Genomic DNA, 18,738 nt, shown 5'->3' with positions numbered 1-18,738 from the left:
GAATCTGGGTCTCAGCTGAGACTGGCGGTGGCCAGTTTGGCCCCGAAACCGAGGAACAGGGCACCGACGCCGGAACTGACCAGGCTGGCGGTGCGGCGCCGGGCCGCAAAGGCCTGGGCGAGACGGGCACCCGAGAAAATCAGCACGGAGAGGTAGAGCGCGCTGAAGGTTTGCGCGATCGCGCCGAGCGCGACAAAGGTCAGGCCAGGGTGCGCGAAGCCGGGGTCGACGAACTGGATGAAGAAGGAAACGAAAAACAGGATCGCCTTGGGATTCAGCAGGCTGATCATCAAGGCCTTGCGAAACGGCTGGCTCAAATCCAGCGTGGACGCCGCCGCGTCCGCCTCCTGCCCGCGCCAGCGCCGCAGCGCGCCGCGCAGCAGTTGCAATCCCACCCAGCTCAGATAGGTGGCACCCACCACCTTGATGCCGACGAACAGCGCCGGCAGCATGCGCAGCAGCGAAGCGGCCCCCAGTGCCGACAGCGTCATCAACACCGCGTCGCCGAGAAACACCCCGCACGCGCCGGCGTAGCCGGCCCGCACGCCACGCCGGGCCGCGACCGACAGCACGAACAACGAGTTCGGTCCGGGCAGCAGCACGATGAACACCGTGCCGAGAACGTAGGTCCACAGGTCGGTGATGCCGAAGGGGTGCATGGCTGAGGAACTGGGCAGCAAGAGGCGGTTCGGGAATCAGCGTGCCGAGGCCGACATCAGCCCGGTGAAGCGATCGAACAGGTAGGCGATGTCGTGCGGACCGGGCGAGGCCTCCGGGTGCCCCTGGAAGCAGAACGCCGGCTTGTCGGTGCGGGCCAAGCCTTGCAACGTGCCGTCGAACAGGCTGACATGCGTCGGTCGCAGATTGGCGGGAAGGCTCTTCTCGTCGACCGCGAATCCGTGGTTCTGGCTGGTGATCGAGACCCGCCCGCTGTCGAGGTCCTTGACCGGATGGTTCGCGCCGTGATGGCCGAATTTCATCTTGAAGGTCTTGGCGCCGGACGCCAAGGCCAAGATCTGGTGCCCCAGGCAGATGCCAAAGGTCGGGATACCGGTCTCGATCAATTCCTTCACCGCGGCGATCGCGTAATCGCAGGGCTCCGGGTCGCCGGGGCCGTTCGACAGGAAAATGCCGTCTGGACGGTACTTCAGCACCTCGGCCGCCGAGGTCTTCGCCGGCACCACCGTCACCCGGCAACCGCGTTCGGCCAACATCCGCAGGATGTTGCGCTTGACGCCGAAGTCATAGGCCACGACATGGAACTTCGGCTCGGTGAGGCGACCGTAGCCCGGCGTGCCGTCATCGCGCGCCAGCTTCCATTCGGTTTCAGTCCACTCGAACGGCTGCGACACGGTCACCACCTGCGCCAGATCCTGCCCCGCCATGCTGGGGGCCGCCCGCGCGCGCGCAACGGCGTCGGCCTTGTCGGCCTCGCTGACTTGGTGTCCAGCGGCGAAAGTGGCAATGCAGCCGTTCTGCGCGCCCGAGGTACGCAGCCGCCGGGTCAGTCGGCGCGTATCGATGTCGGCGATCGCCACCGTGCCTTCTGCACGGAGGTAATCCGACAGCGTCTGCGTCTGGCGGAAATTGGAGACACGGACCGGCAGGTCTTTGATGATCAGGCCGGCGGCATGGACTTTGGTGGCCTCGACATCCTCGGGGTTGACGCCGTAGTTGCCGATGTGCGGATACGTCAGCGTGACGATCTGCCGGCAATAGCTCGGATCGGTGAGGATTTCCTGGTAGCCGGTGAGTGCAGTGTTGAACACCACCTCACCCACTGTGTGACCGGCAGCGCCGATCGAGGTACCGGTAAAGACCGTGCCGTCTGCGAGTGCAAGGATTGCGGGAGGCAGGACGGGCAGCAAGAGGAACTCCGGTGTTCGCACGCTCAGCCCACGCCCTTGTTCATCCAGGACACCGCACTGGGGCGGACCTGTATGCCAGGGTTTGGCGAGGAAGATCGAAAACGAAGTTTCGCTGAGCGGCTTGAGATAGGGGTAAACCTGTCAAGTATAACCCGAACGACCGTGTCTGTCATGGCCTCCCCCTCACGTGCCGATGCGGCGACGGCGCGACGAGCCCCTCCCCCTCCAGGGTGCCCGGCTCAGGGAACTAGAATGCGTCGCGACCTGTCTATGCTTTACGGGCAGAACATCGGCCCGTTTGATCCGCAACCTCTGGAGATTCATCCATGAATGAAAGCCTGCCGACCTTTGCCGGTACTTCGAGCGGCACCGGCGCGCTGAGCGCACAGCGCAATCGCGTGCTGCGCAACACCTATTGGCTGCTCGCGCTGTCCATGCTGCCCACGGTCCTGGGAGCATGGGTGGGTGTCACGTCGGGCCTGATGCACATCATGACCGGCGGCATGGGTTTCCTGGTCTTCATGGTCGTTGCGATGGGCTTCATCTTCGCGATCAACCGCACCAAGGAGTCCGGTCTCGGGGTCGCCGTGCTGCTGGGCTTCACCTTCTTCATGGGGATGATGCTGACGCCGATCCTGTCGTTCGTGCTGGGCTTCAGCAACGGACCCACCTTGATCATGACGGCCTTCGGCGGCACGGCGCTGGTGTTCTTCGGCATGGCCAGCGTGGCCACGGTCACCAAGCGGGATCTTTCCGGCCTGGGCAAGTTCCTGACCATCGGCCTGCTGATGATCATCGCCGCGGGCATCATCAACCTGTTCGTGCACTCGAGCGCGATGATGCTGACGATCTCGGTGCTGGCGATCGGACTGTTCTCGGCCTTCATCGTCTACGACATCAAGCGCGTGCTGGACGGCGGCGAAACCAACTACATCACCGCGACGCTGTCGATCTACCTGGATCTGTACAACATCTTCCAGAACCTGCTGATGCTGCTGGGCATCTTCGGCGGTCGCCGGAACTGATGCGGTCACGCGCCCACGCAAAGGGTGGCGCGCGGACGATGGCTGGGGCTCTGCGGAGCCCCTTTTTCGTGGGACGATGTGACAGGAACTGATGGGGCTCCTGATCTCGATCCAGCCTGCCCCCTACCGGAATGACGACGCCCGACTGGAATCTGCCGCTTCGCGAACTGTCCGACACCTGCGACGTGCTGGTGGTCGGTGCCGGGCCGGCGGGCAGCGCCTGCGCACAGGTGCTGGCGCGCGCGGGGCGCCGGGTGATCCTGATCGACGCGCACGCGTTCCCGCGCGACAAAATCTGCGGCGATGGCCTGGTGCCCGACACCCACGCCGCGCTGCGTCGCCTGGGCGTTCACGACGCCGTGATGCAACTCGCCCGATCGGCGACTGCGGCGCGTTGCGTGGCGCCCAGCGGGCAGTTCGTCGATGTCCAGGGCGAGCTTGCGGTCGTGCCGCGGCGAGAACTCGACGCGCTGCTGTGCAAGGCGGCCGTCGCGGCCGGCGTGCGCATGGCGGCTCCGGTGAAATTCGACCGGCCGCTGACCGAATCGACCGGCCGGGTGTGCGGCGCCAGCCTGACTCAAGGCGGCTTGCGCCGGGACATCGCTGCCCGCTGGGTCGTGCTGGCCACGGGCGCCTTGCCGACGGCGCTGCTCGGCGCCGGCCTGTGCCAGCGCCGCAGCCCCAGTGGCATGGCGCTGCGAACCTACGTGCGACACGCCGGCTTGGCGGACGAACTGCGCGAACTCCGTTTCGTCTGGCACCCGCGGCTCAAAGGTGGCTACGGCTGGATCTTTCCGGGGCCGCAACAGGTGTTCAACATCGGTGTGGGCGTGCTCGACAGTCGCCAGGCGACACCCGACGGCGCGCCCCCGCTCCGCAAGCCGCCGAACTCGCGCGCCCTGTTCGACACCTTTGTGGCCATCGATCCCATGGCCTCGCGCCTGATGAAGGAGGGCGAGATGCTGGGTGAGTTGAAGGGTGCGCCGCTGCGCTGCGATCTGGCGGGAGCGCAATGGTCGCGCCCCGGTCTGCTGGTCACCGGCGAAGCCGCTGGCGCCACCTACTCGTTCACCGGAGAGGGCATCGGCAAGGCCATGGAGACCGCGATCGCGGCGGCCGAGTGCCTGCTGGCGCAGGATGCAGACCTTCGGTCGAGCCCATCCGAGATCCATGACGAGGCCGTGGCGCAAGCCTATCGGCAACGCCTCGAGGCGCTGCGGCCGCGCTTCGACACCTATCGCCAGGCCGCCAGCTTCAACCGCCGACCTTGGTTGGTCAGCCTGATGGTCTGGCGCGCGCGCCAGAGCCCCCGGGTCCGTGACAAGCTCAGCGACATCCTGACCGAACGCCGTCTGCCCGGCAGCCTACTGACCTGGCGCGGCCTGCGCAACATGCTGCTGCCTTGAGCCGTTGACCCGCTCCGACCGCGGCCCGGAGCGTTCGTGGCAGGTCCGTCATACCGGCACCCCCGCCACGCGCTCGAACAGGGCCGTGCGCTGGCACCGGCATCGCATCGCCACGCAATGTGAGCCTATGCCGAAGCCTGTCGCTCAAAGAGCGCCATGCTTTCGACATGGGCGGTGTGCGGGAACATGTTGACGGCACCAGCCGCCACGCAGCGGTAGCCGGCAAGGTGGACCAGCAGACCGGCATCGCGGGCCAGCGTGGCCGGGTTGCAGCTGACGTAGACGATGCGCTCGGGCGCCCGCCAACCCGGTTCGGCTCGGGTATGAAGGTCCGCCAGTGCCTTGACCAGTGCGAAGGCGCCCTCGCGTGGGGGATCGATCAGCCACTTGTCAGCGACACCGAAGGCCAGCAAATCCTCGGGGGTGATCTCGAACAGGTTGCGGACCTCGAAGCGGGTGCGGGCCGCCAGGCCGTTGCGCGCGGCGTTCTCGCGCGACCGGGCGACCAGCGTCTCGCTGCCCTCGACCCCCAGCACCTCGCCTGCGCGGGTGGCCAGCGGCAGCGTGAAATTGCCCAGACCGCAGAACCAGTCGATCACCCGCTCAGCCGCCGCGGGCGCCAACAACCGCAAGGCCCGGCCGACCAGCACGGTGTTGATCTGGTGGTTGACCTGGGTGAAATCGGTCGGCTTGAAGGGCATCTCGACGCCGAACTCGGGCAGGCGATAGGCCAGCTCCGGCCCTTCGTCGTCCAGCCGGTGAACCGTGTCCGGACCCTTGGGCTGCAGCCACCACTGCACGCCCCGGGCGGCCGCGAAGTCTCGAAGACGCTGCGTATCCTCCGGCGTCAGCGGCTCCAGATGGCGCAGCACCAACGCCGTGACCTGATCGCCCATCGCCAACTCGATCTGAGGCAGGCGATCACGCGCTTGCATCGAGCCGATCAAGTCGCGCAAGGGCATCAACAGGTCACTGACTCCGCGAGGCAATACGTGACATTCACGCATGTCCGCCACATAACGCGACTTGCGTTCGTGAAAGCCGACCAGCACCGTTTCCTTGCGGGCCACGTAGCGCACCGAGAGGCGCGCTCGAAGCCGGTAGCCCCAGGCCGGGCCTTCGATCGGCCGCAGCATCTGCTCGGCCCGGACCTTGCCCAGGTGCGCGAGGTTGTCCTCCAGCACCCGTTGCTTGATCGCCACCTGTGCCGCAGGCTGCAGGTGCTGCATCTTGCAGCCACCGCAGGCACCGGCGTGCAGGCCGAAATGCGGGCACGCCGGCCGGACACGCTGCGAGCTCTCGTGGCGCAACTCGCGCAACGTGGCCTGCTCCCACTGGTTCTTCTTGCGGCCCACGTCGACCAGCGCCTGCTCCCCCGGCAGTGCGCCCTCGATGAACACCACCTTGCCTTCGCTGTTGCGGGCCACGCCTTGGGCCTCGATGTCGAGCGAGTCGACCGTCAGCCATTCATCATGCATCGTCATGGGACCCGATTATCGGGCGGCCGAAGACGACGAAGGCCGCTCGATGGCGGCCTTCGTTTGCAGGCAGCGCCTTTCAGCGGGCCGGCAGCAGCTTGGCTGGATCGATCGGCTTGCCCTGGCGCCGAATCTCGAAGTGCAACTCGACCTTGTCCGAGTCGGTCGACCCCATCTCGGCGATCTTCTGCCCCTTGCGGACGGCCTGGTCTTCCTTGACCAACAAGGTCTGGTTGTGGCCGTACGCAGTCAAGAAGGTGTCGTTGTGCTTGACGATCACCAGATTGCCGTAGCCGCGAAGAAATCCTGCATAGACCACTCGACCGTCGGCTGCCACCCAGACCGGATCGCCCGCCTTGCCTCCGATGTCCAACCCTTTGGTACGCGCCTCGTCGAACGAGCCGATCACCGGGCCGGCGGCGGGCCAGGCCCATTGGATGCCTTCGTCGGCCGGATGCGCCGGCACGGGCGACGACCCCGCCGCACTCGCGGCCGCGATGGCCGGGTTGCTCGCCGCGCCGGTGCTCGCGCCGGCGGCGGCGGAAGCGGCGTGCGGATCCAGTGGCCGCGTATCCACCCGGGTCGTCGCGACCGGCTTGCTCGCCACGTCGTTCGCGCCAGGCGGCACGACGCGCAGGACCTGGCCGACCTCGATCACGTTCGCGTTGTCGATGTTGTTCCAGCGCGCGATGTCGCGCCAGCTCTGCCCGGTCTCCAGCCCCACCCGCATCAGCGTGTCGCCGGGCTTGACGATGTAGGTCCCCGGCTTGGCCTCGGCAGGCGCCGTCGCCGCGGTGGACTTGCCTGCGCTGGCGCCACGGCTCGGCCCGTGGGCGCTGGTACCGCGGTTCTCGACCGGGGCCTGGTTGGGCGACGAGGCGCAGCCGACCAGCGTCGACAGGACAAGATAGCTCACCCATGCGCGGGGACGGTGCCGATGGATCTCGGTCATGGAGGTCGTTTCCCTGGTTCAGTCGATGCAGGATTAATCGATGCCGGATTTTAAGGGGACGAACTGCACCGTCTCCCCCACCGTGCGGCGCAGGCCCTGAGGCAGGCGATCGACGATCACCAGCACCTGCCCGCGCCCCCCGGCAGCCGCAGCGGGCGCCACGATCCGTCCGCCCACGGCCAGTTGGTCCAGCCAGGCCTGGGGCAGATCATCACCGCCGGCCGCGGCGATGATGCTGTCGTAAGGGGCCCGGGGCGCATGGCCCAGCATGCCGTCGCCATGCAACAGCACGCAGCGCGGCACCTGCAGCGCGCGCAGATGCTTCTTGGCGAGTTCGTGCAGCGGATTCAAGCGCTCGATCGAGACCACCTGGCTCGCGAGCGGTGACAGCACGGCCGTCTGGTAGCCGCAGCCGGTGCCGACCTCCAGCACCCGTCCCAGCGAGCCGCGCTCGCGCGCCCCTTCGCCCAGGAACAGCCACTCGATCATGCGGGCCACGACCGAAGGCTTGGAGATGGTCTGGCCGAGGCCGATCGGCAGGCTGGTGTCCTCGTAGGCCTGGGTGGCCAGCGCCGTGTCGACGAAACGATGCCGGTCCAGCGAAGCCATCGCCTGCAGCACAGGTTCGCAACGCACCCCATCCAGGCGCAGACGATCGACCATTCGCCGGCGCACCGAGGCGCTGTCCAAGCCCAGGCCGGTCGGCACGCTCTGGCGCCGCAGGTCGCGCGCCGCCTCGTCGACCGGCCGCTGGGGCCGCAGCGTCGTGGCGCCCCGGCTCGCCGTCGGCGCCACCAGATGCAAGACCGCAGGAAACCGTGCCGGACGTGGCGGCGGTTTGCTCATGCCGCCGGACCCAGTTGCCGTTGCCAGCGCGACAGGGCCGCATGGTCCGTCAGGTCGATCTGCAGCGGGGTGATCGACACCTGTCCGTGGCTCACGGCATGGAAATCGGTGCCTTCGCCGGCCTCGCGCGCATCCCCGGCCGGCCCGATCCAGTACACCGTCTCGCCGCGCGGACTGAGTTGCCTGATCACCGGCTCGCTGGCATGGCGCCGCCCCAGCCGCGTGACCGCCCAAGGCAGTTTGTCGGCCTCGGCCTGATTCGGAATGTTCACGTTCAGCAGCCAGGGCGCGGGCCGCTGTCCGGCGCCCTGCGCCAGCATCGGCACCAGTGACTGCACCACTTGCCGGGCCACGCGGGCCGCCGCATCCAGGTGAACCCAGCCCTTGTCGACCTGCGAAAACGCGATCGCCGGCACGCCGAACAGATAACCCTCCATGGCTGCGGCGACCGTGCCCGAGTAAAGCGTGTCGTCGCCCATGTTGGCCCCCTGGTTGATGCCAGAAAGCACCAGGTCGGGCCGCTGCGGCAGCAGGCCGGTCAACGCGATGTGCACGCTGTCCGAGGGCGTGCCGTTGACGTACCGGAAACCCTTCACGTGCTCGCCGCGGGCTTCGTAAACCGACAACGGTCGATTCAGGCTGAGCGAATTCGAGGTGCCGCTGGCGTTCTGTTCCGGCGCGATCACGTCGATCTCGCCCAGGCCCTGGCAGGCCTGCACCAGCGCTGCCAGGCCCGGCGCCAGGTAACCATCGTCGTTCGCAATCAGGATTCGCATGCGCGCATTGTAGGGATGGGCACCGTCTCCACGGTCCCGCGCTGCAGCCTGTCTATCATCCGTCCCCATATCGCCGCGCCGCCCCGGCATCGGCACGCCAAGGAGACACCCATGCACGCCTGGTACTGCGAATCCCACGACGGCCCGTCCGCGCTGGTCTGGAAGCAAGCCCCGACGCCTGAGCCCCAGCCCGACGAGGTGCGAATCGCCATTCGCGCGGCGAGCCTGAACTTTCCCGATCTGCTGATCACCCAGGGGCTGTACCAGTTCAAGCCGGCGCTGCCCTTCGTGCCCGGCGCCGAGTTCGCGGGCCATGTTGAGGCCGTCGGCGCCGACGTCACCCGGTTCAAACCCGGCGACGCCGTGGCGGCCATCGCCGGCACCGGAGGCTTCGGCACCCATGCCTGCGTCAAGGCGACGCAGTTGCTGCCGCTGCCGCCCGGGTTCCGGATGGAGGACGCGGCTGCCTTCGCCTTCACCTACGGCACCTCCCACCACGCGCTGATCGACCGCGGCGCCCTCGCCGCCGGAGAGACGGTGCTGGTGCTGGGCGCCGCAGGCGGCGTCGGCACGGCCGCCGTGCAGATTGCCAAGGCTGCCGGGGCACGGGTCATCGCCGCCGCGTCGACCGACGCCAAGTGCGACATCTGCCGCGACATCGGTGCCGACGCCACGATCAACTACAGCCGCGAGAACCTGCGCGAATCCCTCAAGGCCTTGACCCAGGGCCGCGGCCCCGATGTGGTCTATGACCCGGTCGGCGGCGACCTGGCCGAGCCGGCCTTCCGCTCGCTGGCGTGGCGCGGGCGGTACCTGGTCGTCGGATTTGCCGCCGGCGGCATTCCGGCGCTGCCTTTCAATCTGCCGCTGCTGAAGGGCGCCTCGGTGGTCGGCGTGTTCTGGGGTGACTTCGTGCGCCGCGAACCCCAGGCCAGCGCGGCCGCCCTGGCCGAACTGGCGGGCTGGTATGCGCAAGGGCGGATCAAGCCGGTGATCGACACGCTGCTGCCCATGAGCGAATTGCCGCAAGCCTATGCGCGGATTACCAAGCGCGATGTCCTCGGCAAGCTGGTGATGGTCAACCCGGCCTGAGTCAGCGGCCCGGCTCAGGCCAGCAACACGCCGGCAAACTCCCTATGCTGGAGCCGCCGCAGAGACCATCGGCCTGCTAGCATCAGAAATAAGTTCGGCCTGGCCGGACAAAGTCGTGGGAGGCGTCAACATGTCGGTCAAAGTGCTCATCCTCGAAGACAACCCGGTCGCCCGGGACTTCCTGTCGCGGGTGCTGCGAGAAAGCTTCAGCGACCCGATCAGCATCACCGAGGCCGGCGACCTCGAAACCGCGCGCAAGCAGGTGTCGCTCACCGGTCCGGGTGGCATGCATGGCACCGACCCCTTCAAGCTGATGCTGGTCGACCTGGAGCTGCCCGACGGCAACGGCCTGGAGTTCCTGTCCGAGCTGGCGCAGTACCCGGCCACCAAGGTGGTGACCACGCTGTACTCCGATGACGATCACCTCTTCCCGGCGCTGCAGTGCGGCGCCGACGGCTACCTGCTCAAGGAAGACCGCTTCGAGGTGCTGGTGGAGGAGTTGCGCAAGATCGTGCTCGGACAGCCGCCGCTGTCGCCCGCCATCGCGCGCCGCCTGTTGACCCACTTCCGGCTCAGTCCCGGCACCCAGGCGCCGCAGCCACCGGCCGGCATGTCGACGCAGACCACCAGCAAGCCGCCGGTGCCGATCGAGAAGCCGTTGGACCTGCCTCACCTGACGCCACGTGAGATCGAAGTGCTGACCTACCTCAGCAAGGGCTTCACGATCAAGGAAATCGCCAACCTGATGGGCATCAAGTGGTTCACCGTCAACGACCACATCAAGGCGATCTACCGCAAGCTGAACGTCTCCAGCCGGGCGGAAGCTGCCGTGCTGGCGAGCAAGCAGGGACTGGTCTGAGCCGGAGACTGCCCGATCGAGCATGCACATCGAGCAGTCCGACACCTCCTGGGGCTCGGCCCTGAACGCTGGCCCGTCCACCAGCCCGCACGAGGCGGGTTGGGACGCCACGGACGCTGACGCGACCTCCAGCGGATTGGCCGGCGCGACGCCGCGCATCGGATGGCGCCGCCGCGCCCTGTTGGTGGCGGCGGTGATCGGCTGCCTGACCGTCTTCCTGCTGGCCAGGGTGATGGCCAACAATCCCAACCTGCCGGTGGACTGGCGTCCTGCGGCCGCAGGGCATCTGGAACTGGCCTACTCGCCGATGCCGGAGCTCAAGGACTATCTCGGCCGCGAACTGGTGGCCGTCGGCAATCGCGAAGGCCAGCAAGCGCCTTTCGATGTGATCGCGTTATCCCACTCGACCCGCTGGATCGCCGACAACGCCACCCGCGAGCGATTGGATCGAGCCCATCAGCTCGCCGCCCAGGCACTGTCCGAGGGAGAGGTCAGCCTCTATTTCAGCGACGGCAGGCGTGTCGACGTGCCGGCTCCGCCTCGCGGCTATGCCGGCCTCGGCTCGATGTTCTGGCTGATGTGCGCCTTCGCGATGGTGCTGTACCTGGTCGGCTGGATCGTCCCGCTGGTACAACCACAAAGTCGGAACCTGCTCTACGCGGTCATGGCCCACGCCCAGGCCGCCCAGTTGCTGCTGTCGGCGGTGGCCTCGGTGCCCGCGCTGGCCCTTCCGACCTTGCTGGTGTCGAGCGAGCCGGAACTGCGCACGCTGCTGGACGCGCTGACCGGCGCGGCAATCGTGACCGCGTCGGCGTGGCATCCGACCCGCCTGCCGATTCGCCGCTGGGTCGCGCTGCTGGCCTGGGGGGCCACTGCGGCCTACGGCCTGTTGTCCCTGCGCCCCGGGCTGATCGACGACTGGTGGTGGAGCCAGTCGCTTCTGCTGGGCGAGGGCCTGCTGTGCGTCGGCATGCTGAGCTGGTACTACCGGACCCAGGTTCACCCGTTTGCGGTCGTGATGCGACGATTCTGCCTGGTGACCGTCGCCGCGCTGGCCTTGTTGACGACCGCCGTGTCGATGATGCAGCACATGCCGCCCGAGGTGCAGCCGATCGCGCTCGCCGGCCCGGTGATCTGGAGCGTGTTCCTGGCTTCGGTCGTGCTGCTGGTGCCCTTCATCGCGCGCTCGCAGTATGTGATGCGCGAGTTCGCCATGCTCGCCGGCATCAGCACGGTGGCCACGTCGGTCGACCTGCTGTTCGTGGCCGTGTTCTCGTTCAGTCAATTCACCTCGCTGACGCTGTCGCTGTTCCTGGCGCTGGGCGCCTATGCAGCGATTCGGCAGTGGCTGGTGACCCAGATGATGGGCGCGCGGGCACTCACCACCGAGCGCATGTTCGAACACCTCTACCGCATCGCACGCGAAGTCGAGGCCCGACCCGAGCGCGCCGGCGAACGGATGACCGAACTGCTGCAGAACGTGTTCGAGCCGCTAGAAACCCTGCGCACCGGCGAGCGAGGCCCCCACAGCCGGGTCACCGGCAACGGCGCGACCCTGCTCGTCCCGATGCCCAATCTGGTCGATGCGCCCACCGTCGACGGCATGGTGGCGCTGCGCTTTGCCGAGCGCGGCAAGCGCCTGTTCACGCCGGAAGACGCGCGACTGGCGGACCGCATCGTCGAGCAGTTGATGCGGGCGCTGGCCCATGACCGCGCCGTCGAGCGCGGCCGTACCGAGGAGCGGGTGCGCATCGCGCAGGACCTGCATGACGACATCGGCGCACGGTTGCTGACGCTGATGTACAAGTCGCCCAGCAAGGAAATGGAAGACTATGTCCGCCACACCTTGCAGGACCTGAAAACGCTCACCCGCGGACTGGCGGCCAAGAATCACCCGCTGACACTGGCTGCCGCGGAGTGGAAGACCGACATCACGCAGCGCCTGGCCGCGGTGCATTGCGACCTGGAATGGAAAACCGACTACGACGTCGACATCACGCTGAGCATGGTGCAGTGGTCCTCGCTGACCCGCATCCTGCGCGAGCTGGTCAGCAATGCGATTTCGCATTCGCGCGCCACGCACGTGACCATCACCAGCGTGCTGCGCGCAGGCGAGTTCACGATCGAACTGAGCGATGACGGCGTCGGCCGAAACCCCGTCAAATGGTCCCACGGGCTGGGCCTGGGCGGCATCCGCAAGCGCGTCAAACTGATGGGCGGCTCGGTCGAATGGCGTGAACGCGATCCCGTCGGCATCGTCTGCCAGGTTTCGATTCCCCAACTGCACCCGCCCGCCTGAGAGAGCCGCGGCAGCACCGCGCTGACACGGGTGGCAAAAGCACAAAGGCCTGCGAATGCAGGCCTTTGTCATCATCGGGTGGGGTGGCTGATGGGACTCGAACCCACGACGACCAGAATCACAATCTGGGACTCTACCAACTGAGCTACAGCCACCACCGAAGCCAAAGATTATAGCCTCGAAACGAGGCTTTTAGATCTTACTTGTCTGCACCAGAGGCTGCATCGGCGCCCGCCGCCAGCGCTGCCGACTTGATCTCGACCTTCATGCGCTTTTTCAGCGCGTCGTAAAACGCGGCCGACTCCGCTTCGGCGAGGGCCTTCTCGATGTACGGACGCGCACGCGCCGTATCGGGATCGGCAGCGTCGCGCGCGACCACGCCCATCACCTTGGCGACCGCAAAGCCTTGCGAGCCGAGGTCGACGCCCAGGATCGCCGGGGGCTTGCTCAGGTCGGCCTGCAACACCGCACCGAGGAGCGCTCGCGGCAGGCCCTGAGCCTGCGCGCGCGACACGGTGATCGCAGGCGCCAGCGTGTCGGACGGATTCTTCTTCAGTTGCGCCACCCGAGCCTGCCCGGCCTGGCGCGCGGCCGCCGCGGCCTGCTCGGCGCGCAAGCTCTCAAGCACCTGGGCGCGCACGTCCGCCAGCGGCAGCAAGCGTTCGGGCTGGTAGCTTTCGAGCCGCGCCGACACCAGCTGGTTCGGGCCGGTCTCGACCGCCTCCGAGTTGCGCTTGTTCTTCAGGACGTCGTTCGAGAACACGGCTGCCAGCAACTTGGGCGAGGCCAGCGGACCCTTCGCACCCGGCGCAGGGGTGCGCTGGACGGTGGCCGTCAACGGGGTCAACTTGAGCTTGTCGATCACCGGCTTGAGGCTGTCCGATTGCTCGTACACCATGTTGGTGAACTGTTCCGCTGCGTCGGCATAGCGCTTCTGCGCGAGCTGCCTGGCGACCTCGTCCTGGATGTCGGAACGCACGGCCTCGAACGGCTTCTTCTCGCCGCCGCGAATGCCGGTCAGCTTGATGATGTGAAAGCCGAAGTCGGATTCAACGACCTTGCTGATCTCGCCCACCTTCATCGCGAAAGCCGCATCCTCGAACGGCTTGACCATGGCCCCGCGGCCGAAGTAATCCAGGTCCCCCCCCTTCGCCGCCGAACCCGGGTCCTGGGAGTTCTTCTTCGCGAGCTCGGCGAAGGCGTCCGGGTTCTTGCGCAACTCGGCCAGCAGCGCCTCGGCCCGGGCCCGCGCCTTGGCGCGCTCGGCGGCCGGTTCGTCCTTGGGCGCATTGATCAGGATGTGGCTGGCACGACGCTCCTCAGGGGTCGTGTACCGGCTCTGGTTTTCCTCGTAGTACTTGCGCAGATCATCGTCGCTGACCGTGACCTGCTTCTTCAACGCATCGAGGTCGAGCACCACGTAGTCGATGGTGGCGCTTTCAGGCGAGCGGAATTGCGCGCTGTGCGCCTGGTAGTAGGCCTGAACCTGGGCGTCGGTCGGATTCACCTGGCTCAGGTAGTCCTTGGCGTCGAAACGCTGGATCTGTACCTCGCGCCGCTCCAGCAACGCATCGATGGCGGTGGTCTCGACCGTCTGGCCGTTGAGGTTCGAATTGCTGATGCCTCCGAGGACTTGATTCATCGACAGCTGCTGGCGCAGTTGCTCGGCAAATTGCTGCGAACTCATGCCCTGGGCGGCGAGCATGTCGGCGTTGACGCTGCCATCCGGCTTGCGCACGACAGCGTACTGAGGATCGGTGGCGAACAGGCGCTGCAGCCGCGGATCGGTGGTCACCAGATGGTCCTTCACCGAGGCCGTCAGCAGCACCCGCTCGCGGATCAGGGCATCCAGCGTCTGGCGCTTCATCTCGGGCGTGTCGATCAGCTTCATGTCGACATTGGGCATCTGCTCGCGCATGCGCTCGATCTGCTGGCGGTTGGCGGCGTCGAGCTCGGTCTGATTGATCTCCACGCCATCGACCTTGGCCACCGTCTTGGCGCTGGCGTCGACGAAGCGCGAATAGCCCTGGACGCCGAAGAACACGAACGACGGAAAGACCAGCAACACCAGCAGGATTTGCAGGAGCTTGTTGTGCGTGCGAACGAAGTCAAACATGAATCAGCTTTCTGGACCGGCGACAGCCCCGAGAAACGACAAAGGCGAACCGGAGTTCGCCTTTGTCGGGGGCTGCGTACACCGCGCGGCATTCTAATCAATGCCCCGAGCACGGCAGCGAATGGTGGGTGCTGAGGGGCTCGAACCCCCGACCTACGCCTTGTAAGGGCGCCGCTCTACCAACTGAGCTAAGCACCCGAAAGATCAGTTCAACGCATCCTTCAGGCCCTTGCCAGGCCGGAATTTCGGCACCTTGGCCGACTTGATCTTGATGGCCGCGCCGGTGCGCGGATTGCGGCCGGTACGGGCCGCACGCTTGGTCACGGCAAAAGTGCCGAAACCGACGATCGAGACACTGCCACCCTTTTTCAAGGTCGTCTTGACGCCGCCGATCACGGCCTCCAGCGCGCGGGTGGCGGCGGCCTTGGAGATGTCGGCCTGATGGGCAATGTGCTCGATCAGCTCTGATTTGTTCACGAAGATACCCCCTCTCTCAATCGGACTCGGTGTTGCGGTGGGATGTGGATGGGCGCCAGGTGGCGCATGGGTGCCGCCAGGGCCGAAATTTCATTACAGCCGGCCGCTCCCGCAGTGTCAAGCAGAGTAGCAGATTCTAGGCACTTTCAATGATCGCCAAGAGGGTTGGAAACCCGTGTTTCGTCAACGGCGACGCACCCTTGCGATGACGCGCCGACGATGGAGTCCACGGGCCTCCGCCGCTGAGGCCAAGCGCCCCCGGCTTGGCCCGGACCCGTCGGTCGATCGCACTCCGTGCCCGCGCCACGCGGGCGCACAGCCTGGCCACGCTCAGCGCGCCTTCGCGCGAATTTCCGGCAAGGCCTTCTGAAGGTAATACACCATCGACCAGATCGTCAGCACCGAGGCGACGATGATCAAGGCCGTGCCCCAGAGCCGGGTATCGATCCAGGAGAACAGGCGTCCGTCGTACAGCAGGAACGGGATGGCCACCATCTGCACCGTCGTCTTCAGCTTGCCCAGCATGTGCACGGCCACGCTGCGCGATGCGCCGATCTGCGCCATCCACTCCCGCAGGGCCGAAATGGCGATCTCGCGGCCGATGATGACCAGCGCGATCAAGGCGTTGACCCGGTCGAGCTGCACCAGGATCAGCAGCGACGCGCAGACCAGGAACTTGTCAGCTACCGGATCCAGGAACGCGCCGAACGCCGAACTCTGATTCAATCGCCGCGCCAGGAAACCATCGAGCCAGTCGGTCAGCGCCACCACCACGAACAGCACCGTGGCAACGAGGTTGCGCGTGGCATCGGGGGTCGGCAGATAGAACACCCCGACGATCAGCGGGATGGCCACGATGCGCGCCCAGGTCAGCAGCGTCGGAATGGTGAGGAACATGGGCCGATTCTGCCTCTGAATTCGTGCGGCCCCGGCGCCATTCGACATCGCCCGCGCCAGCGTGCTCGCCGGCCCGAGCGGCCGCCCTCACCGGTCCAGCGTTCTCGGCTTGAAGCGGCGGTCGTCGTCGAACAGAAAGACTTCGTTGAACTTCCACGGCTTGGGCAGCCGGGTCACGTCGCCGAAGGGCGCTGCACGCCGAATCGCATTCAGTGCCAGCTCGGTGGTGTCGTCGGCCTGGCTGGGATGGCGCAGCACCCGCAGCCGGGCAATGCTGCCGTCTGCCTTCAACTCGATCTCGATCACCGGGATCGCCAACAAGGGCTCGGGCACTTCGCCGGTGTAAGTCATCTGCGGATTGGCCGCCACCATCTGCCGGGCGGCGCGAAGCCGGTACTCCTCCCAGTTGCGTGCGGCGGGCCGCGCCGCGGCACTGGGCGACGGACGGGTGAGCACGCCCACCGCCGGCGGTGGCGCCGAGGTGGACGTGCGCACCGCGCTGCTGGTGCAGCCGGCCAGCACGCATGCGGCGGCCAGCGCCAGGCCGGCGCGCCGGCTCGTCAAGGCCCCGGCGGCACGGGACGGTGGCGCCACGGCCGCCATCGGATTCGGTTCAGTGCAAGACACGGTAGATCTCCATGGCCAATTCCCGGGAAATGCCGTCGACGCTGGCCAGGTCGTCGACGCTGGCGGCCGCGACGCCGCGCACGCCGCCGAAACGCTGCAACAGCCGCGCCCGCTTCTTCGGCCCGATGCCGGCGATGTCCTCGAGCTTGCTGCCCCCGGTGCGCACGCTGGCCCGCCGGGCCCGCATGCCGGTGATCGCGAAGCGATGCGCCTCGTCGCGGATCTGCGCGACCAGCATCAAGGCCGCCGAATCCGGCGGCAAGGTCAGCTTCTCGCGGCCGTCGGCGAAGACCAACTCCTCCAGCCCCACCTTGCGGCCCAAGCCCTTCTCGACGCCCACGATCAACGACGGATCCAATCCCAGGTCCTCGAACACGCCCCGCGCCATGCTGACCTGGCCCCGACCGCCGTCGACCAGCACCACATCGGGCAGGCGTGCCCGCCCGCTCCCGGACGCACCGCCTTGCTGGGCCGACAACTCCGCCAGCTTGGCGTAGCGGCGGGTCAGCACCTGGCGCATCGCCGCATAGTCGTCTCCGCCGGTGACGCCATCAATGTTGAAGCGCCGGTATTCGCTGTTCTGCATCTTGTGGTCCTGGAACACCACGCAGGATGCCTGGGTGGCCTCGCCAGCCGTGTGGCTGATGTCGAAACATTCGACACGAAAGGTATCCAGATCCTCCACCGCCAGGTCCAGGACGTCGACCAGCGCTCGGGTGCGCTCGCGCTGCGAGCCTTCTTCGGCCAACAGGCGCGCCAGCGCCAGCTCGCATCCGGTGATCGCCATCTCCAGCCAGATCCGGCGCTGTTCGCGAGGTTGGTGCTGGGCGCTGACCTTGACCCCGGTCTGCTCCGCGAGCGCCTGCAACAGTTCGGCATCCACCGGATGGCTGGTGAGCAGCAGGGGCGGCGGCGGCGTCTGCAGGTAATGCTGGGCGATGAACGCCTGCAGCACCTGCCGTTCGGCGCCTGCCAGACGATCCGCCTCGGCCGCCTCGCCGGACCGATCGGCAGGCACGGCGTCGTCGTCCAGTGCCACCGCGGTGGCGTCGTCCACATGGACCGGAAAGAAGGCGCGGTCACCGAGATGGCGCCCCCCTCTCACCATGGCCAGGTTCACGCAGGCCCGCCCGCCGGCCACCTTGACCGCCAGGATGTCCACCTCGCGCCCGGCGCTCGACAGGCTGCTCTCGTCGACCGACTGCTGGTGCTGCACCGCGGCCAGCGCCGAGATGCGGTTGCGCACCTCGGCCGCCTGCTCGTACGCCAGCACCTCGGCGTGGGCCATCATCTGGCGCTGCAGGTCCTCCAGCACCTCGCGCTGCTCGCCTTTCAGAAAGCGCTCGGCGGCGGCCACGTCGCGGGCATAGTCGTCGGGCGAGATCAATCCGACGCACGGCCCCGAGCAGCGCCGGATCTGGTACAGCAGGCAGGGACGCGAGCGGTTGTTGAACACCGTGTCCTCGCAGGTGCGAAGGCGGAACACCTTCTGGATCAGCACGATCGCCTCGCGCACCGCGTTGGCGCCCGGGTACGGCCCGAAATAGCGATGGGTGCGATCGACCGCCCCGCGGTAGTAGGCCACCCGCGGAAAGCGGTGGCTGACCAGCTTCAGGTAGGGGTAGCTCTTGTCGTCTCGGAACAGGATGTTGAACTTCGGGTTCAACGCCTTGATCAGGTTGTTTTCGAGCAGAAGGGCTTCGGCCTCGGTGCGTACCACCGTGGTTTCCATGCGCACGATGCGCGACACCATCAGGCCGATGCGGGTACCGCCCAGGTCCTTCTGAAAATAGCTGCTGACACGCTTCTTCAGGTCCCGCGCCTTGCCCACGTAGAGCACCGTGCCCTGCGCATCGAAGTAGCGGTAGACGCCCGGCAGCCCGGGCAGCGCCGCCACCTCGGCCCACAGCCGCTCGCGCGCGGCGCGGGCGGCTGCTGCCAACTGCTGCGGGTCGGCTGCATCGGCGGCGGCGGCCGCATCGGGCGGGGTGGTTTCGGGCGAGGCCATCGGCTGGGCATT

The 18,738-nt window shown here is 67.1% G+C and carries 16 protein-coding genes and 2 tRNA genes; 5 read left to right on the top strand and 13 right to left on the bottom strand.

Annotated elements, in window-relative coordinates; genetic code table 11:
* Positions 1–11: 11 nt before the first annotated feature.
* Entirely contained in the window at positions 12–659 is a 648-nt protein-coding gene (leuE, locus tag AC0N04_RS12865; protein ID WP_474282233.1) for a leucine efflux protein LeuE, read from the bottom strand.
* 36 nt (positions 660–695) lie between these two features.
* Complete coding sequence (gene carA, locus AC0N04_RS12860; RefSeq protein WP_474282231.1) at positions 696–1,868, bottom strand: glutamine-hydrolyzing carbamoyl-phosphate synthase small subunit; 1,173 nt, start codon at positions 1,866–1,868, stop codon at positions 696–698.
* Positions 1,869–2,194: 326 nt separating this feature from the next.
* Between carA and AC0N04_RS12855 the strand changes: the two genes are divergently transcribed.
* Both AC0N04_RS12855 and AC0N04_RS12850 read left to right on the top strand, forming a co-directional pair.
* Positions 2,195–2,893 (top strand): Bax inhibitor-1/YccA family protein, encoded by a 699-nt coding sequence (locus AC0N04_RS12855; RefSeq protein WP_474282229.1) that lies wholly within the window; start codon positions 2,195–2,197, stop codon positions 2,891–2,893.
* Positions 2,894–3,024: 131 nt separating this feature from the next.
* Entirely contained in the window at positions 3,025–4,299 is a 1,275-nt protein-coding gene (locus AC0N04_RS12850) for an NAD(P)/FAD-dependent oxidoreductase (RefSeq protein ID WP_474282227.1), read from the top strand.
* A 125-nt stretch (positions 4,300–4,424) separates the two neighbouring features.
* Here the strand turns inward: AC0N04_RS12850 and rlmD are convergent, their stop codons facing one another.
* From rlmD to surE, 4 genes are all read right to left on the bottom strand, one after another.
* Positions 4,425–5,783, bottom strand: coding sequence for a 23S rRNA (uracil(1939)-C(5))-methyltransferase RlmD (gene rlmD, locus AC0N04_RS12845; RefSeq protein WP_474282225.1), 1,359 nt, complete (start codon positions 5,781–5,783; stop codon positions 4,425–4,427).
* Positions 5,784–5,856: 73 nt separating this feature from the next.
* Positions 5,857–6,729: a peptidoglycan DD-metalloendopeptidase family protein gene (locus tag AC0N04_RS12840; protein ID WP_474282223.1), complete on the bottom strand. Its 873-nt coding sequence runs from the start codon at positions 6,727–6,729 to the stop codon at positions 5,857–5,859.
* 33 nt (positions 6,730–6,762) lie between these two features.
* Positions 6,763–7,575, bottom strand: a complete 813-nt coding sequence (locus tag AC0N04_RS12835; RefSeq protein ID WP_474282221.1) for a protein-L-isoaspartate(D-aspartate) O-methyltransferase — start codon at positions 7,573–7,575, stop codon at positions 6,763–6,765.
* Positions 7,572–8,351 (bottom strand): 5'/3'-nucleotidase SurE, encoded by a 780-nt coding sequence (gene surE / locus AC0N04_RS12830; RefSeq protein WP_474282219.1) that lies wholly within the window; start codon positions 8,349–8,351, stop codon positions 7,572–7,574. The genes AC0N04_RS12835 and surE overlap by 4 nt, the downstream gene beginning before the upstream one ends.
* Before the next feature lie 111 nt (positions 8,352–8,462).
* Here surE and AC0N04_RS12825 point away from each other — a divergent pair, with 111 nt between their 5' ends.
* The 3 genes from AC0N04_RS12825 to AC0N04_RS12815 all read left to right on the top strand — a co-directional run bounded on the left by AC0N04_RS12825 (position 8,463) and on the right by AC0N04_RS12815 (position 12,601).
* On the top strand, positions 8,463–9,443 hold the full coding sequence (locus AC0N04_RS12825) for an NADPH:quinone oxidoreductase family protein (RefSeq protein WP_474282217.1): 981 nt from the start codon (positions 8,463–8,465) through the stop codon (positions 9,441–9,443).
* Between the two features lie 130 nt (positions 9,444–9,573).
* Complete coding sequence (locus AC0N04_RS12820; protein WP_474282215.1) at positions 9,574–10,302, top strand: LuxR C-terminal-related transcriptional regulator; 729 nt, start codon at positions 9,574–9,576, stop codon at positions 10,300–10,302.
* A gap of 22 nt (positions 10,303–10,324) precedes the next feature.
* On the top strand, positions 10,325–12,601 hold the full coding sequence (locus AC0N04_RS12815) for a sensor histidine kinase (RefSeq protein WP_474282213.1): 2,277 nt from the start codon (positions 10,325–10,327) through the stop codon (positions 12,599–12,601).
* A 79-nt stretch (positions 12,602–12,680) separates the two neighbouring features.
* On the opposite strand, the gene AC0N04_RS12810 is transcribed toward AC0N04_RS12815, so the two are convergent.
* From AC0N04_RS12810 to uvrC, 7 genes are all read right to left on the bottom strand, one after another.
* A tRNA-His gene (locus tag AC0N04_RS12810) sits at positions 12,681–12,756 on the bottom strand.
* Between the two features lie 44 nt (positions 12,757–12,800).
* On the bottom strand, positions 12,801–14,717 hold the full coding sequence (locus AC0N04_RS12805; RefSeq protein WP_474282211.1) for a SurA N-terminal domain-containing protein: 1,917 nt from the start codon (positions 14,715–14,717) through the stop codon (positions 12,801–12,803).
* A gap of 122 nt (positions 14,718–14,839) precedes the next feature.
* Positions 14,840–14,915 (bottom strand) — tRNA-Val (locus AC0N04_RS12800).
* 6 nt (positions 14,916–14,921) lie between these two features.
* Positions 14,922–15,194, bottom strand: coding sequence for an HU family DNA-binding protein (locus AC0N04_RS12795; protein WP_474282209.1), 273 nt, complete (start codon positions 15,192–15,194; stop codon positions 14,922–14,924).
* A gap of 330 nt (positions 15,195–15,524) precedes the next feature.
* Positions 15,525–16,091: a CDP-diacylglycerol--glycerol-3-phosphate 3-phosphatidyltransferase gene (pgsA, locus tag AC0N04_RS12790; protein WP_474282207.1), complete on the bottom strand. Its 567-nt coding sequence runs from the start codon at positions 16,089–16,091 to the stop codon at positions 15,525–15,527.
* A gap of 87 nt (positions 16,092–16,178) precedes the next feature.
* Positions 16,179–16,718 (bottom strand): hypothetical protein, encoded by a 540-nt coding sequence (locus AC0N04_RS12785; RefSeq protein ID WP_474282205.1) that lies wholly within the window; start codon positions 16,716–16,718, stop codon positions 16,179–16,181.
* Positions 16,705–18,726, bottom strand: a complete 2,022-nt coding sequence (gene uvrC, locus AC0N04_RS12780) for an excinuclease ABC subunit UvrC (protein WP_474282203.1) — start codon at positions 18,724–18,726, stop codon at positions 16,705–16,707. Before uvrC ends, AC0N04_RS12785 begins: the two co-directional genes overlap by 14 nt.
* Positions 18,727–18,738: the final 12 nt, after the last annotated feature.

This window comes from Ideonella sp. sgz306126 (assembly GCF_056032705.1).
Note: the sequence above shows the minus strand (reverse complement) of the source record. Positions and strands in the feature narration are given on the sequence as shown.